Genomic DNA, 14,874 nt, shown 5'->3' on the forward strand with positions numbered 1-14,874 from the left:
GTCAGCCCACGCACTGGCGACGCCAGCAACGGGATGCGAGTCGGGTGGATTCGGTCCAACGACCGCGAAAAACGGTCAGCCGATGGCTGATTCAGACGATCGCGACAGAGCGAGGAGACGCGACGTCGCGCGCAGATACTTCTTGCGATATCCGCCTGCGAGCATCTCGTCGGTGAAGATCTCGTCGAGCTTCCCGCCGGAGACAGTCACCGGGATGTCGGCGTCGTAGAGTCGGTCGGCGAGTACGACGAGACGCAGCGCCACGGACTGGTCCTTCGCGGGGTGCACACCACTGATGCAGACCAGCGAGACGCCGTCGACCAGCGCCTTGTACTTCGACGGATGCAGCGTGCTCAGGTGCTCGCAGAGCGCGTCGAAGTCGTCAAGTGTCGCGCCCGGCGTCGACTCCGCCAGAGCGACCAGATCGGTCTCGCTGCGCGGATCCGGGGCGGGCGGCAGGTCACGATGCCGGTAGTCGGGACCGTCGACACGGACGGTTTCGAACACTGACGCGAGTTTGCGGATCTCGCGCAGGAAGTCCTGCGCCGCGAAACGGCCCTCACCGAGTTGTCCGGGGAGCGTGTTCGACGTCGCCGCGATCGAGACGCCCTGTGCGGTGAGTTCGGCGAGCAACCGCGAGATGAGCATGGTGTCGCCGGGATCGTCGAGTTCGAATTCGTCGATACACAACACCGAGTGATCGGAGAGCCGCTCCACGGCCTGCATGAATCCGAGCGCGCCAACGAGATGGGTCACCTCGACGAACGTCGCGAACGACTTCGGCTCGGGCATCGCGTGGTAGATCGACGCCAACAGGTGCGTCTTGCCGACGCCGAACCCGCCGTCGAGGTAGAGGCCGATGCCCTGCTGCTGTTTGTTGCGGGAGAACAGCCCGCGTTTGCCGCTGCGGACCTTGCGTGCGCGCGTCACGAAGTCACGTGCCGCGGCGACCGCCTCCGACTGCGTAGGCTCGTTCGGGTCAGGGATGTAGGAGTCGAAGCTGACCTCGTCAAAGGTCGGCGGCGGCACCATCTCATCGATGAGAGCGTCGGGAGACACGACCGGATTGCGGTCGACAAGACTGGCCACCATAACCGGAGCCTAGCGATAGCTGTCGGAAGGACGGGATGCTCTACCTGCAGAAAGCGACCCAGGTCACATTCTCGCCGGACAACGACCTCGACGGTCTGGCTGATCTGTACGCCTATCCATCCGATCTGGATGGCTCGTGGTTGCGGGTCAACATGGTGTCGACGCTCGACGGCGCGTCGGCGTTCCAGAACAAGTCGGGCGGCCTCGGGCGTGCGGGAGACAAGGCGATCTTCCGGGTTCTCCGCGGTCTGTGCGACGTCGTACTCGTCGGCGCGCGCACCGCGACCGCCGAGGGATACGGTCAGCCTGAACCCGACACCGCCTTCACCGAACGGAGGTCGGCGGCGGGTCAGCGACCCGCACCCCGCCTGGCCCTGACAACGCGGTCGCTGACGATCGACCCCGACTTCGCGCCACTGCGCGATCCCGGCACAGTCGTCATCACCACCGCCGGAGCCGACCCCGAGCGTCGGGCACGCCTCGTCGACGCCGGCGCCACGCTCGTCGATTGCGGCGACGACTCGCTCGATCCCCACGTCGTCACGAACTACCTGGCCGCCAGCGGGTCCCCGCGAATCCTGTGCGAGGGAGGCCCGAGCCTGCTCGGCTCGTTCGTCGACGCCGATCTGGTCGACGAACTCTGCCTCACGATCAGCCCGAACCTGGTGTCCGGCGACGCGCCGCGTATCGCCCACAGCGACAACGACGACGCGGCACTGCACCGTCTGCGCCCCGTGCATCTCCTCACCGACACCGACGGCTATGTCTTCAGCCGGTGGAGCCGTTGACTACGCTCGCCCCCATGCGATCTGCGCGAGGCGGACACCGACGGTCCGGACGATTCCGCCACCCGTGGACGTCCGCTGCCGTCGGCATCTGCGCAGTCATCATCGGTCTCGTGACGTCGTCGTGTGCGGTCGGACCCGACACCGGGCCCGGGCTGGTGCCTGCCGGCGAGGGTGGCGGCGGACAGTCGGCGCCACCGTCGAGTGCCGCACCGCAGATCCCGGCGCTGCAGACACCGCGCAACGACCTCGACTGGAAGGACTGCGGCACTCGCGTCGCCGCCGACTACGCGACGTCGGCGCCCGGTGGGGTCACGATCGAGTGCGCGAGTCTGCCCTCACCGATCGACCCCGACCGTCCGGGAGACACCATCGACGTCGCCCTCACGCGCGCGCGGATCTCATCCACCCCCGCCGACGCCCCTCCCCTGGTGCTGACGTCGGGTTCCGACCTCCCGTCGTCGCGCACCCTCCTGCTTCTCGCGGGCGGCGCGGGCAAGAAACTGCTCGCAAGCAACCCAATGGTGGCGGTCGACAGGCGCGGAATCCAACAGAGCGGCGCCCTTGACTGCCTGACGCGCGACGAACGCCAGACGATCCAGAACAACGGGCTGACCAGCGGCTCGCCGGAGACGCCTGCGCGGCTGACGCGGCTGTCGGCAGCGGCGTCGACCGCTTCGGACGGCTGCACCGAGACACTGACACCCAACCAACTCCACTTCGGCATCTCCTACGCCGCATCCGATCTCGAATCGTTGCGTAAGCGATGGGGCGTCGACAGGCTCGGGCTGATCGGCGTGGGCGAAGGCTCCGACGTGGTGATCGCCTATGCCGCCCAGTACGGGGGGCGCACCGGGCGCATGATCCTCGACACTCCGACGCCGTTCGGCGCGAATGCTCGCGACACGGGCGCCAGCAAGGCGACCGGGGTCCAAGCGGCACTGCGGACCTTTGCACAGCGCTGCGCCTCGCTGCCGTCGTGTGCTTTCGGCGCGAACGGAACCCAAACCATGCAGAGCGTGCTCGACAAGGGTCGCGACGGCAGATTGGGGGCGCTGTCGGACACCGACGCGCTCGCCGCGATCACCACCGCCCTGGCCCTGGCCCCCAACGACGCGGACGGCATCGATTCGGTGGCCTCAGCCATCGAATCCGCTGACAACGGCGATACCCGCGCACTCGCCGGGTTCGCCGCAGACGCGACCTCGTTGCGCACCTCCGACGGACAGATCGTGGCCGCGTGCAACGACGTCTCCGGTCCGATCGGCCAGAACGAGATACCCGGACTCGCCACGACGTGGAGCAAGCAGAACCCGCTCACCGGAACCAACACGGCTCTGTCACTCGGTCGGTGTCTCGGCTGGGCGTCGACGCCCACGGTCAATCCACCGAACTCCTACCCCGTTCCACCGCTGCTGCTCAACGGCTCCGGCGACCCGATCAACGGTGGCGACGGCATCGCGACCGTCACCACTGTGCTGACCAAGGCCGGCGCAGAGTCGGTCAGCGTGACGTGGGACGGCCTCGGCTACTCGGTGCTCGCCCGCAGCGACTGCGCGGCCGACGCGGTGGCCGACTACGTCAGGCAGGCGCCGCTGAGCGGACCGTCGGAGCGCGGCTGTCCGGCGTGACCGCCCTCCGCTGCGCAGACGGGCGAATTGCACGGTGATCACTCGGCGGGGCCGCCTCGGTGTCGGGGGCCACTCGTAGTACGGTTCGCGGGTGGCCTCTCTCGACCGGATTCTCTACCCACAGATGAACGTCCAGCGGATCATCCCACTGGTGCTGTGGCCGCTCACGATCATGACGGCGATCCACCGGTCGGTGATCCTCGCCGTCAACGGCGACCGCACCGACGACTTCACGCCCGTCTATCAGGCGGCGCTGCGGTTCATGAACAACCAACCGGTCTACAACGAGAACCTCAACACCGTCGATCCCCACTATCTGTATCCGCCGTCGGGGACGCTGTTGATGGCGCCCATCTCCGTGATCGACCCGCAGACGTCACGCTGGGTCTTCATCGGGGTCAGCGTGCTGGCGCTGGTGATTTCGGCGATTCTGCTGACCAAGCTGTTCGGCTACTCGATCAAGTCGTGGGTGTTGCCGACCATCCTCTTCTTCTTCTTCATGACGGAGTCGACGGCACACACTCTGATCTTCACAAACTTCAATGCCTTTGTGCTGCTCGGCATGTCGGCATTCATGCTGCTGATGATGAAGCGCCAGGACCTCTGGGCCGGGGTGCCGATCGGCCTGACCATCGCGGTCAAGCCGGTCCTTGCGCCGCTGCTACTACTTCCGCTGCTCAATCGTCAGTGGCGCATTCTCGTCACCGGAATCGGTGTGCCGCTGATCCTGACGATCATCGCATGGCCGTTGTCGGCCGATCCGGACGCCTTCATCCACAGAACACTTCCATACCTCGGTGAGGCCCGCGACTACTACAACAGCTCGATCGCGGGCAACGGCGCCTACTTCGGCGTCGCACCGTGGCTCGTGCTCGTCCTGCGCGTCGCGTTCGTCCTGATGGCAGTGTTCGCCCTCTGGTTCCTGTATCGGTACTACCGGACCACCAACGAACTGCTGTGGCTGACGACGTCGTCCGGGGTGCTACTGACGACGACGTTCCTGGTGGGGGCTCTCGGCCAGGGCTACTACTCGATGCTGCTGTTCCCGCTACTGATGACCGTCCTGATCCCCGGGTCGACGATGCGGAACTGGCCAGCCTGGCTCGGCGTGTACGGATGCATGACGTTCGACTCCTTCTATTCGCAGAAGTGGACGGCCTTCGGCTGGATGCTCGAGTACAACAAGGTCACCTACGGCTGGTCGTTGTTGATGATCGCCGTGTTCTGTTCACTGTTGTTCCGCTACCTCGACATCCGCGGCCAGGGCCACTCAGTGGTGCAGCGCAGGCCCGAGGTGTCCGCAGCCACGTCAACGCCGAAGGAGTCGGCCGCGGCCACACCGTGACTCGGCTTGCCGGTGGTGGCGGAGCCACCCCTCCACTCGTACCGTTGGGGTATGACCTCTGAGCTTTCCGGAAACCCGTCGACGTCGGATCCGCAGACGCCCGACCAGCTGTCCGACCTCACCGATGAACAATGGCGCGAACGCCTCTCCCCACAGGAGTACCGCGTCCTGCGGCAGGCGGGTACAGAAGCCCCGTTCGTCGGCGAGTACACCGACACCAAGACCACCGGCGTCTATCGCTGCCGGGCATGCGGCGCCGAACTGTTCCGCAGCGATCAGAAGTTCGACTCGCACTGCGGCTGGCCGTCGTTCTTCTCACCGTTGGCTGGTGACGCGATCATCGAACGCACCGATGATTCGTTGGGAATGACACGCACCGAGGTGCTGTGCGCGAACTGCGGAAGCCACCTCGGCCACGTGTTCGCCGGCGAGGGATACGACACGCCCACCGATCTGCGCTACTGCATCAACTCGATCAGCCTGACCTTGGAGCCGGACGAGGACTGAGCAGCCCGGCCGATCAGCAGCGGAGTTGATCGGCCAGGTCGTCAAAGCCCGTGGCGCGGAAGTCGTCGAGAGGATTCGGGGTTTCATCCTTGTGTACCGCTCCCCACTCCCGGGGGCGTTCGATGTAGGCGGTGCGCAGCCCGCACGCTCGAGCCGCGTCGAGGTCCGACGCGTGCGTGGCGACCATCAGGACATCTGACGGCTCCACCTGCATGAGGCGCGCGATCCCGAGATATACCGCCGGCGACGGTTTGTAGTGCCGCCACAGGTCAGCCCCACCGAGAAAATCCCAGTCGAATCCGTTGTGCTTGGCCATCTCGGAGAGCAGTGCCACGTTGCCGTTGCTCAACGCGGAGACGACGAACTTCGACGTCAGTCTGCGAATTCCGTCTGCCGAGTCGGGCCACCCCGGGATGACGTGCCAGGCGTGGACGGCGGTGTTCAACTGCTTCGGAGTCGCCGTGATGCCGTATGAGTCCCGCAGCAATTCGTCCAGTGATTCGCGGTGCAGATCGTCGAGCAGTGTCCACTGTCTGGCACCTGATTCCACCTCCCCCAGCGCCGGCGCGTAGGTGCCTCGCCAGTCGCGTGCGAGCTGCGCGCTGTCGACAGTCGGAAACTGTTCGGCCAGAACGGCGCTCACACCGGAATGCCAATCGGTGACGGTACCGAAGGTGTCGACGGCCAGGACCGTGACCACGTGCCCTCCTTCTTGACCTGAGGAGTTCTTGAGCTGAGGGTCTTTGGCCTAGGGCAGTGCGTCGACGAGGTCGGTGACCTCGGTGCGTGGCCCCGTGAAGAACGGGACCTCCTCGCGCACGTGACGGCGCGCCTCGGTGGCACGCAGGTCACGCATGAGGTCGACGATGCGGTGGAGTTCGGGCGCCTCGAAGGCGAGCAGCCACTCGTAGTCGCCGAGCGCGAACGACGCGACGGTGTTGGCGCGCACGTCCTTGTAGCCGCGCGCGGCCATGCCGTGCTCGGCGAGGATCGTGCGCCGCTCGTCGTCGGGCAGCAGGTACCAGTCGTACGACCGCACGAAGGGGTAGACGCAGATGTACTTGCCAGCCTCCTCGCCCGCCAGGAACGCGGGGACGTGGCTCTTGTTGAATTCGGCGGGACGGTGCAGAGCGGCGGCACTCCACACCGGGTCACATGCCTGACCGAGCAGGGTCTCGCGGCGGAATCGGCTGTAAGCGGCCTGCAACTGTTCGATGGTCTCGGCGTGCCACCAGATCATGAAGTCGGCATCGGCACGCAGTCCGGACACGTCGTACACGCCGCGCACCACCACCCCCTCGTCCTCCAGCGACTTGAAGAAGTCGGTGGCGTCGGACTTCGCCTGGTCGCGGTCGTCGCCGAGCTCACCGGGGCGCACAGCGAAGACCGAGAACATCAGGTAACGAATCGTCGAGTTCAGTGCGGAGTAATCGAGGCGGCTCATACGGTCAATCGTGCCACCGCGGTGCTGATCGGCGACAGTCAGGTGGCGGTCTCGACGAGCTCGACCAGTGGGGCCTCTACGTTCCGAGTTCGGCGACGAGACGTTCGACGGAGCGGCCCGCCTGACCGATGCACGCGGGCACTCCGACGCCCCGCACCGCGTTGCCCGCGAGGACCAGCCCGGCGGGGAGTGCCTCTTCGGCCTCGGCCATCGCGGCGAGATGGCCCGGTGCGTACCGCGGGAGCGTCCACCGTTGCACCACCGAGTCGACGACGTGTCCTGCCACCGGCTCGATGCCCGCGGCCACGCACACGCGGTCGAGATCGGCCATCGCCCACTCGCGCAGCCGCCCGTTGATGCCGGGCTGCCGATCCTCGTCGGGAATCGGTTGCCCGTACCGCCCGAACGAGGCACGAACCGACACCGGCGCGCCGGGCTCGCCGAGGTGCGCCCATTTGCGTGAGCTGAGAGTGAATGCCTTGGCGCGCAGATCTTCTCCCGTCGCGACGAGCACGCCGGAGTTGTCGGGGAGCGCGGTGTGCGGTGCGAGCGTGATGGACACGACCACCGACTTCGCCTGCTCGACGGCAAGCAGCGTCGGGGCGACCGTCGACGCCGCATGCCGCAACATGTGTCCCGTGGCCCAGGCGGGCGCGGCGAGAACGACACCGTCGTAGGTCGCGTCGGCGGCTGCCGGTCGATCACCGGTGAACAGAGCCCACCGCCCGCCGTCGCGTCGGATGTCGGTGACTGCGGTGGAGAAGCGCACATCGGGGCGTGCGGCGTCGGACAGTGCATCGACGAGCACACGGTAGCCGCCGACGAGAGTGCCGAACACCGGTCCCGACGCAGTCGGGTTGTCGAGGAGTGCGCGCACGGCTGCGGTCAGGCTCGGTGCCCCCGCGTCGAGCCGTGCCGCCAGCGCGGGAAGCGCCTCGCGCAGCCCGATGTCGGCGGCGAGGCTCGAGTACACACCACCGAGCATCGGATCGACACTGCGCGACACGACCGTCGGTCCGAACCGATCGGCGACGAGGTCTCCCACCGAGACGTCTGTGCCCGGCACCCAGTCGAACGGGCGCTCGGGTTCGGCCGCCATCCGCGCGAGATCGGCCGGATCGACCAGGTCAGCGACCGCGTCGGGGGTGGCGGGGATTCCCATCAGCGCCGGGCGCGGCATGTCGTGCAGGCCGCCGCGAACCCAGAGCGCGGGACGGCGTCCAGTCGGCGACACCATCCGGTCGGCCAGACCGAGTTCGGTCACCAGACCCAGCGCCTCCGGGCGTCGCACGATGAACGCCTCCGCCCCGACGTCGACGCCCACCGAATCCACGCCCGCACCAACGGCGTCGACGGTCTTGAGGATCCCACCCATCCGCTCGCCCGCCTCGTAGACGTCGATGCGCGAATCGGGACCGAGTCGCTGCCGCAACCGATATGCCGCGGTGAGGCCCGAAATGCCCGCACCGACAACGGCGACGTCGATGGTCATGTCCTCGCCTCCCGAGCGTTCAGATCGAGTGGACCAGTTCGACGGTCCGCGTGATCACGTCGGGATCGGTTCCCGGGAGCACACCGTGTCCGAGGTTGAAGATGTGTCCTGTCGCGCCGTGCACGATCGCGCGCTCACCCTCGGCGACGATGCGTCGCACATGCTCGTCGACAGCGGCATCGCCCGCGAAAAGCACTGTGGGATCGAGGTTTCCCTGGACGGCGACTCCCCCACCCACCCGACGCGCGGCCTCGTCGAGCGGCAACCGCCAATCGACGCCGATGACGTCGGCCCCGACCTTGGTCATCGAGGAGAGCAGTTCCCCGGTTCCGACGCCGAAGTGGATGCACGGGACCCCGAAGTCGGAGACCTCGGCGAGCACGCGGGCGCTGTGCGGCGCGACGAACGTCCGATAGTCGGCATCCGACAGTGCTCCCGCCCACGAGTCGAAGAGCTGGATGGCGTCGACTCCGGCGTCGAGTTGCGTGCGCAGGAAGGTGATCGTGATGTCGGCGAGGCGTCCCATCAGCGCGTGCCAGAGCTCCGGGGCGGAGTACATCATCGCCTTGGTGATCGTGTAGTTGCGGCTCGGCCCACCCTCGATGAGATAGGAGGCAAGGGTGAAGGGCGCGCCTGCGAATCCGATGAGCGCGGTCTCGTCGTCGAGTTCGCCGAGGATCAGCTCCACCGCATGTGCGATCGCGCCCACCGACTGCGGGTCGAGAGCCGGAACGTTCGCGACGTCGTCGGCGGTGCGTACCGGGTGCGCGATGACCGGGCCGGTGCCTGCGACGATGTCGAGATCGACACCCGCGGCCTTGAGTGGCACGACGATGTCGGAGAACAGGATGGCCGCGTCGACGTCGTGCCGGCGTACCGGTTGCATCGTGATCTCACAGACCATCGCGGGGTCGAAACACGACTCGAGCATGCCGTGGTCGGCGCGGATCGCCCGGTACTCCGGCAGTGAGCGCCCCGCCTGCCGCATGAACCACACCGGGCGGCGGGTGGGCCGGCCACCGGTCGCTGCGGTGATCAGCGGCATCGTGGCATGACTGCGTCGGGTGCGGGCGGTGTGTGACATCACCGCTCACTCTGCCATGCAGGACGAAGCCGCAGGCCGATGAGGTCGACCTTGCCCGGCGCGCCTCCTGTCGGTGTCGCCGACCTGCCCTTACCGTCGAGGTGTGACCTCCTCTGGAGCTCCGACGGAGCCTGCTGACTTCCGCACCGCGGTCGAGTCGCTGCACACCGCCCAGATCCGGCGCGATATCGAGGTCGGCCCGATCCGTCCGCCGCAGCGCCTTGCCCCCTACAGCTACGCGGTCGGTGCCGAAGTTCGCGTCCCCGACGTCGACGACGACGTGCCGGTCGACTCGTCGGGAAGCGCATTCGGTCGATTGGTCCTGCTGTACGACCCGGACGGACAGGACGCGTGGAACGGCACGATGAGGCTCGTGGCGTACATCCAGGCGGAGGTCGAGGCGGCACTCGCCATGGATCCACTGCTCCCCGAGGTGGCGTGGAGTTGGTTGGCCGACGCGCTCGGCGTCGAGGTGGGCGCGACGTCGACCGACGGCACCCAGACCTCGCGTACCGGCGAACTGATCGTCGTCACCGCGCTCGGCGGTACCGTCACGTCGACGACGTCGGTGCGCTACGGCGACATCGCGGGCCCGCCGCGCGCTCACCAACTCGAACTGCGCGCGTCCTGGACCGCGCCGACCTCCGATGGCCTCGGCGGTCATCTCGAGGCGTTTTGCGACGTGCTCTCCTCAGCGGCGGGCCTGCCACCGGTCGGGGTCACCGAGCTCGGCTCGGTATGAGCGCGCCGGACGACCCCCGCGAACAGATCGACGCGGAGCAACCCTCGGCGGTTGAGACCGAGGCCGAGGCCGTTGTCGAGCCACTGCTCACACCGGTGGACGGAGTGCCGCCGGTGTTGTCGCACGCAACGGAATTCGCCGAGGTCGCCGAACGCCTGGCCGCCGGAACCGGACCGATCGCCGTCGACACCGAACGCGCGTCGGGTTACCGATACTCACAGCGGGCCTACCTGGTGCAACTACGTCGCGCCGGATCGGGAAGCTTTCTGCTCGATCCGATCAGCGAACCCGACGCGCTGGCCCCGGTGATCGAGGCCCTCGACGGACCGGAATGGGTTCTGCATGCCGCCGACCAGGACCTCCCCTGTCTGCGCGAACTGGGCTTCCGATGCGAGACGGTGTTCGACACAGAACTCGCGGGACGGCTACTCGGCGTTCCCAAAGTCAATCTGGCGGCGATGGTGTCGACTTTCCTCGGCCTTGGCCTTCAGAAGGGCCACGGCGCCGCCGACTGGTCGCGACGCCCCCTTCCCGACGACTGGCTCAACTATGCCGCGCTCGACGTCGAGGTTCTCGTCGAACTGCGTGATGCCGTGCAGCAGGCACTGCTGGAGGCGGGTAAGGACGAGTGGGCGCGAGAGGAATTCCGCTATGTCCTGGATCGCCCGGCACCTGCACCGCGTACCGACCGGTGGCGACGGACGGCCAATGTGCACACTGTGAAAAGCCCTCGTTCGTTGGCCGCGGTTCGCGAACTGTGGACCGCGCGTGAGGAACTCGCACAGCGAAGGGATGTCGCACCCGGCCGGGTCCTCCCCGACTCGGCCATCGTCACGGCCGCCAACGCCATGCCGACATCGATCGCCGACCTGACCCGACTGCCGGTGTTCGGCGGGCCCCGCCAGCGGCGTCAAGCGCACGTCTGGTTCGGTGCGATCGAACGGGCGCGAGCGCTGCCGGAGTCGCAGTTGCCATCGAAACGCGGCCAGACCACCGGACTTCCGCCGATCAGCAGGTGGGAACAGCGCAACCCTGAGGCGGCCAGACGCATCGCACGGGTACGGCCGACAGTCAAGGACATCGCGGAGGCCAACGCGGTGCCCGTCGAGAACCTGCTCGCACCCGACCTGATGCGTCAACTGGCGTGGGACGGAGTCGAGCTGCCCGCGACCCCGGACATCGTCGATGCCCATCTCGCCACCGGCGGTGCCAGGCCCTGGCAGCGCGAACTCGTCGACGAGGCGCTGGCGGACGCACTCAACACCGCAGAGGCACCCGCGGCGCCACAGCGCGATTCGACGAGCTAGATCGCAGTCAGCTGCGGTCGCCCTCGGTGGTCTCGACCTCTTGTTTCGGCGCATCGCTGTCGTCGAGGATCTCGCGCCCCGAGTCGCGAGCACTGACGGGCTCGTCGGCGTGCTCGAGTTCGGGCACCGTCTCCATGCCCGACACCGTCGCCGTGATCGAACGGGCGACGTCCTGGGCGGTGAGCCCGAGATCGGTGAGGATCTCGCCGCGTGACGAATGGGCGACGAACCGCTGCGGGACCCCGCGGACCTGGACCGGCACATGGACGTCGGCGTCGGCGAGCAGTGCGCTCACCGCGGCACCGACACCACCGCTGACACCGCCGTCCTCGAGAGTCACCACCAGCCGGTGCCTGCGGGCGAGATCGATGATCGACGACGGCACGGGCAGCACCCACCGCGGATCGACGACCGTTGCCTCGATGCCCTGCTTGGCCAACCGGTCGGCGGCGTCGACGGCGAGGCCGCAGAACGCGCCGACCGCGACGATGAGGACGTCACCGGTGGCCGCGCCTACTCCCGGGGACGAACGTCGGAGCACGTCCACCCCGTCGTCGAGTCGCTCGACGGCTCGGATGTCTTCGGGCACAGCGCCTTTCGAGAAGCGCAGCGCGGTCGGACCGTCGTCGACGGCGAGTGCCTCGTCGAATTCCTCGCGCAGTCGCACGGCGTCGCGCGGAGTGGCCACCCGCAGGCCGGGGACCATGGCCATGAGCGAGAGATCCCACATACCGTGGTGGCTGGGGCCGTCGGGCCCGGTGATTCCCGCGCGGTCGAGCACGAGCGTCACCGGTTGCCGTAACAGAGCAACGTCCATCAGGAGTTGGTCGAAGGCGCGGTTGAGGAACGTCGAGTAGATCGCGACGACGGGGTGCATGCCACCGAGTGCGAGTCCTGCCGCGGAGGTCAACGCATGTTGTTCGGCGATCCCGACGTCGAACATCCGGTCGGGGAACTTCTCGCCGAACGGTGCGAGGCCCGTGGGGCCGGGCATCGCGGCGGTGATGGCGACCACGTCCGGACGGGTCGCGCCGGCTTCGAGCAAAGCTGCGGAGAACACCGATGTCCAGTCCTGCGCCGACACCGACTTCGCGCGGCCCGTCTTGGGGTCGATCACACCGGTCGAGTGCATCTGATCCGCCACGTGATTCTCCGCGTGCACATAGCCGTTGCCCTTGCGCGTGACGGTGTGCACGATCACCGGACCCCCGAACGACCGCGCGTGGGTGAATGCGGCCTCGAGCGCTTCGACGTCGTGTCCGTCGACCGGGCCGACGTACTTGAGTCCGAGATCGGTGAACATCTGCTGCGGCGCGAGGAGATCTTTGATACCGCTCTTCATACCGTGCAGAACCGCGTACGCGGGGCCTCCCACGACGGGCAGCATCTGCATCACGCGCCGACCCTCGTCGAGCAATCGCTCGTATCCGGGCTGCAGCCGCAGACCCGACAGGTGCTTGGCGACGCCGCCGATGGTCGGTGCATAGGAGCGGCCGTTGTCGTTGACGACGATCACGACGGGACGGTCGGAGTCGGCGATGTTGTTGATCGCCTCCCAGCACATGCCGCCGGTGAGCGCTCCGTCGCCGACGACGGCGACCACGGTGCGGTCCTGACCGGTCAGCGCGAACGACTTCGCCAGCCCGTCGGCGTAACTGAGCGCGGCGGACGCGTGCGACGACTCGATCCAGTCGTGTTCGCTCTCGGCGCGATCCTGATACCCGGTGAGCCCATCGCGTTGGCGCAACACGTCGAAGCCCGCCGCCCGGCCGGTGACGATCTTGTGCACGTACGACTGGTGACCGGTGTCGAAGATCACCGGGTCGACGGGCGAATCGAAGACGCGGTGCAGCGCGAGCGTGAGTTCGACCACGCCGAGGTTCGGGCCGAGGTGACCACCGGTCGCCGACACCTTCTCGACGAGGAACTCACGGATCTCCTCGGCGAGAACAACGACCTCCTCGGGCGACAACGCCTTCAGGTCGGCCGGAGACGAGATCCGCTCGAGCACACTCATCGAGTCCTCCTACTACGCGCACCGGCCGCGCGGGCTTGTCGCGGTCGTGTCGCACAGTCTACGGATCTCGGGGCAGTGCCCTGTGTCACCACAACGGGGAGTTCCTCACACATCGGCCGACGCGATGGGCACGAGCAGTGCGATCGCCTCGACGTGGTGCGTGAGCGGGAACGCGTCGAATGCGCGCATCCTGGTCACCGCGTAGCCGCGCTCGCCGAACAGTGCCAGATCGCGCGCGAACCGTGCCGCGTCGCACCCGACGTAGACGACGGCCCCCGGCGATGCGGCGACGATCCGGTCGACGACCCGGGTGCCAGCACCGGTTCGCGGCGGGTCGAGGACCACCACGTCCGGGGACGGCAACGCCTCGATGACCTCGGCGACCTCGGCGCGATGTGTGGTGACGGGCGAACCCTCCGCGGCGAACACCTCGTCGGCCGCGTGCAGGGCCGCCGCGTCGGAGTCGACGATGTGCACCGCGCGAGGGGCGATGGTGTCGAGGAGCGCGCCCGCGAAGATCCCGGCGCCGCCGTAGAGATCCCAGCACGTCGCCGACCGCGTGGTCGACGTCGAGCTCACGAACTCGGCCACCGTGGCGGCATAGACGGTCGGAGCAGCGCTGTGCGCCTGCCAGAATCCCGTCACGGGGATCGTCCACTCGCGGTGACCCACGCGCTGACGTGCAGCCTCGTCTCCCTCGAGGACTGTTGTCGCCCTGCGTGATTCGACACGTCGACGTCGTCGTTGCGCTGCACTCCTGCCGCGGTCACGGCGTGCGCCGCGGCGGGTCGGCTCGACGGGCGCGAGTTCGGTGATGTGCCTGCGACCTTCGTCGTCGGCGACGATCGCCAACTCACCACCGGGGGTGAAACGTCGCTCGTCGAGTCCGTCGAGCAGCCCGGTCACGGGTTGCACACAGTCGACGCCGACGACGAGTTCGCCGCTGTGGAAGCGATGCTGCCCGCAGCGACCCGCGTCGTCGACCGCCAGTCGGGTGCGCACGCGCCAGCCCGTGGCGTCGTCGGACAGCGAACGAATGCCGATGGCCGGCGGCGCGTCCGGATCGGCATCGGCCGCGCACCAGTCGTGCACGCGGTCGGCGGCGAAGTGTCCCACGCGCACGAGCACGTCCTCGAGTGCCTGCGCCTTCAGCGTGCGTGCGTGACCCGGCTCGATGAACGCCAGATCACAACACCCCGCACCGTGCGCCGCTGCCGGGCAGATGACGTCGACGCGGTGCGGCGACGGGTCGAGGATGTCGATCGCCTCCGCTCGCCAGAAGGAGTCGGAGCGGGTGTCGACCACCCGCGCCTCGACCAGCTCGCCGGGGATGGCGCCGCGGACGAAGACCACGCGGCCGTCCTCGAGCCGTCCGACCGCGTCCCCCCCGTTGGCCGGACGGTCGACCCGCACGGTGACCACGGGCAT

General features: G+C 67.9%; 13 protein-coding genes. 6 read left to right on the forward strand and 7 right to left on the reverse strand.

Annotation, left to right across the window (positions count from 1 at the left end):
• Positions 1 to 75: 75 nt before the first annotated feature.
• Positions 76 to 1,092, reverse strand: coding sequence for a cell division protein ZapE (gene zapE / locus LK459_RS22540; RefSeq protein ID WP_007240416.1), 1,017 nt, complete (start codon positions 1,090 to 1,092; stop codon positions 76 to 78).
• Between the two features lie 35 nt (positions 1,093 to 1,127).
• On the opposite strand from zapE, the gene LK459_RS22545 reads away from it, so the two are divergent.
• The 4 genes from LK459_RS22545 to msrB all read left to right on the forward strand — a co-directional run bounded on the left by LK459_RS22545 (position 1,128) and on the right by msrB (position 5,360).
• Positions 1,128 to 1,880 carry a pyrimidine reductase family protein gene (locus tag LK459_RS22545; RefSeq protein WP_227920896.1) on the forward strand — a complete coding sequence of 251 codons (753 nt, stop codon included), beginning with the start codon at positions 1,128 to 1,130 and terminating at the stop codon, positions 1,878 to 1,880.
• A 14-nt stretch (positions 1,881 to 1,894) separates the two neighbouring features.
• Positions 1,895 to 3,508: an alpha/beta hydrolase gene (locus LK459_RS22550; RefSeq protein WP_227920898.1), complete on the forward strand. Its 1,614-nt coding sequence runs from the start codon at positions 1,895 to 1,897 to the stop codon at positions 3,506 to 3,508.
• Between the two features lie 91 nt (positions 3,509 to 3,599).
• Positions 3,600 to 4,853: a glycosyltransferase family 87 protein gene (locus tag LK459_RS22555; protein WP_227920899.1), complete on the forward strand. Its 1,254-nt coding sequence runs from the start codon at positions 3,600 to 3,602 to the stop codon at positions 4,851 to 4,853.
• Positions 4,854 to 4,904: 51 nt separating this feature from the next.
• On the forward strand, positions 4,905 to 5,360 hold the full coding sequence (gene msrB / locus LK459_RS22560; RefSeq protein WP_007240420.1) for a peptide-methionine (R)-S-oxide reductase MsrB: 456 nt from the start codon (positions 4,905 to 4,907) through the stop codon (positions 5,358 to 5,360).
• A 13-nt stretch (positions 5,361 to 5,373) separates the two neighbouring features.
• Here the strand turns inward: msrB and LK459_RS22565 are convergent, their stop codons facing one another.
• The 4 genes from LK459_RS22565 to hemE all read right to left on the reverse strand — a co-directional run bounded on the left by LK459_RS22565 (position 5,374) and on the right by hemE (position 9,341).
• Positions 5,374 to 6,060: a haloacid dehalogenase type II gene (locus tag LK459_RS22565; protein WP_227920901.1), complete on the reverse strand. Its 687-nt coding sequence runs from the start codon at positions 6,058 to 6,060 to the stop codon at positions 5,374 to 5,376.
• Positions 6,061 to 6,108: 48 nt separating this feature from the next.
• Entirely contained in the window at positions 6,109 to 6,804 is a 696-nt protein-coding gene (gene hemQ / locus LK459_RS22570; protein WP_007240422.1) for a hydrogen peroxide-dependent heme synthase, read from the reverse strand.
• Between the two features lie 76 nt (positions 6,805 to 6,880).
• A complete protein-coding gene (gene hemG, locus LK459_RS22575) occupies positions 6,881 to 8,296 on the reverse strand; it encodes a protoporphyrinogen oxidase (protein WP_227920903.1) in 1,416 nt (471 codons plus the stop codon).
• A gap of 19 nt (positions 8,297 to 8,315) precedes the next feature.
• Positions 8,316 to 9,341 (reverse strand): uroporphyrinogen decarboxylase, encoded by a 1,026-nt coding sequence (gene hemE / locus LK459_RS22580; protein ID WP_227923975.1) that lies wholly within the window; start codon positions 9,339 to 9,341, stop codon positions 8,316 to 8,318.
• A gap of 142 nt (positions 9,342 to 9,483) precedes the next feature.
• Between hemE and LK459_RS22585 the strand changes: the two genes are divergently transcribed.
• Both LK459_RS22585 and LK459_RS22590 read left to right on the forward strand, forming a co-directional pair.
• Positions 9,484 to 10,122 carry a DUF3000 domain-containing protein gene (locus tag LK459_RS22585; RefSeq protein ID WP_007240425.1) on the forward strand — a complete coding sequence of 213 codons (639 nt, stop codon included), beginning with the start codon at positions 9,484 to 9,486 and terminating at the stop codon, positions 10,120 to 10,122.
• Positions 10,119 to 11,429, forward strand: a complete 1,311-nt coding sequence (locus LK459_RS22590; protein ID WP_227920905.1) for a ribonuclease D — start codon at positions 10,119 to 10,121, stop codon at positions 11,427 to 11,429. The genes LK459_RS22585 and LK459_RS22590 overlap by 4 nt, the downstream gene beginning before the upstream one ends.
• Before the next feature lie 7 nt (positions 11,430 to 11,436).
• Here the strand turns inward: LK459_RS22590 and dxs are convergent, their stop codons facing one another.
• Positions 11,437 to 13,446, reverse strand: coding sequence for a 1-deoxy-D-xylulose-5-phosphate synthase (gene dxs, locus LK459_RS22595; RefSeq protein WP_227920907.1), 2,010 nt, complete (start codon positions 13,444 to 13,446; stop codon positions 11,437 to 11,439).
• Positions 13,447 to 13,551: 105 nt separating this feature from the next.
• Positions 13,552 to 14,874: a class I SAM-dependent RNA methyltransferase gene (locus LK459_RS22600; protein WP_227923976.1), complete on the reverse strand. Its 1,323-nt coding sequence runs from the start codon at positions 14,872 to 14,874 to the stop codon at positions 13,552 to 13,554.

It is taken from the genome of Gordonia otitidis (assembly GCF_020735545.1).
GTDB lineage: Bacteria > Actinomycetota > Actinomycetes > Mycobacteriales > Mycobacteriaceae > Gordonia > Gordonia otitidis.

Bases quoted from the DNA above. Each gene is read 5' to 3' on its own strand.
- msrB (WP_007240420.1), top strand. From the start codon at position 4,905: ATGACCTCTGAGCTTTCCGGAAACCCGTCGACGTCGGATCCGCAGACG.
- hemQ (WP_007240422.1), bottom strand. From the start codon at position 6,804: ATGAGCCGCCTCGATTACTCCGCACTGAACTCGACGATTCGTTACCTG.
- LK459_RS22550 (WP_227920898.1), top strand. From the start codon at position 1,895: ATGCGATCTGCGCGAGGCGGACACCGACGGTCCGGACGATTCCGCCAC.
- LK459_RS22545 (WP_227920896.1), top strand. From the start codon at position 1,128: ATGCTCTACCTGCAGAAAGCGACCCAGGTCACATTCTCGCCGGACAAC.
- hemE (WP_227923975.1), bottom strand. From the start codon at position 9,341: ATGCCGCTGATCACCGCAGCGACCGGTGGCCGGCCCACCCGCCGCCCG.
- LK459_RS22600 (WP_227923976.1), bottom strand. From the start codon at position 14,874: ATGCCCGTGGTCACCGTGCGGGTCGACCGTCCGGCCAACGGGGGGGAC.
- zapE (WP_007240416.1), bottom strand. From the start codon at position 1,092: ATGGTGGCCAGTCTTGTCGACCGCAATCCGGTCGTGTCTCCCGACGCT.
- hemG (WP_227920903.1), bottom strand. From the start codon at position 8,296: ATGACCATCGACGTCGCCGTTGTCGGTGCGGGCATTTCGGGCCTCACC.
- dxs (WP_227920907.1), bottom strand. From the start codon at position 13,446: ATGAGTGTGCTCGAGCGGATCTCGTCTCCGGCCGACCTGAAGGCGTTG.
- LK459_RS22590 (WP_227920905.1), top strand. From the start codon at position 10,119: ATGAGCGCGCCGGACGACCCCCGCGAACAGATCGACGCGGAGCAACCC.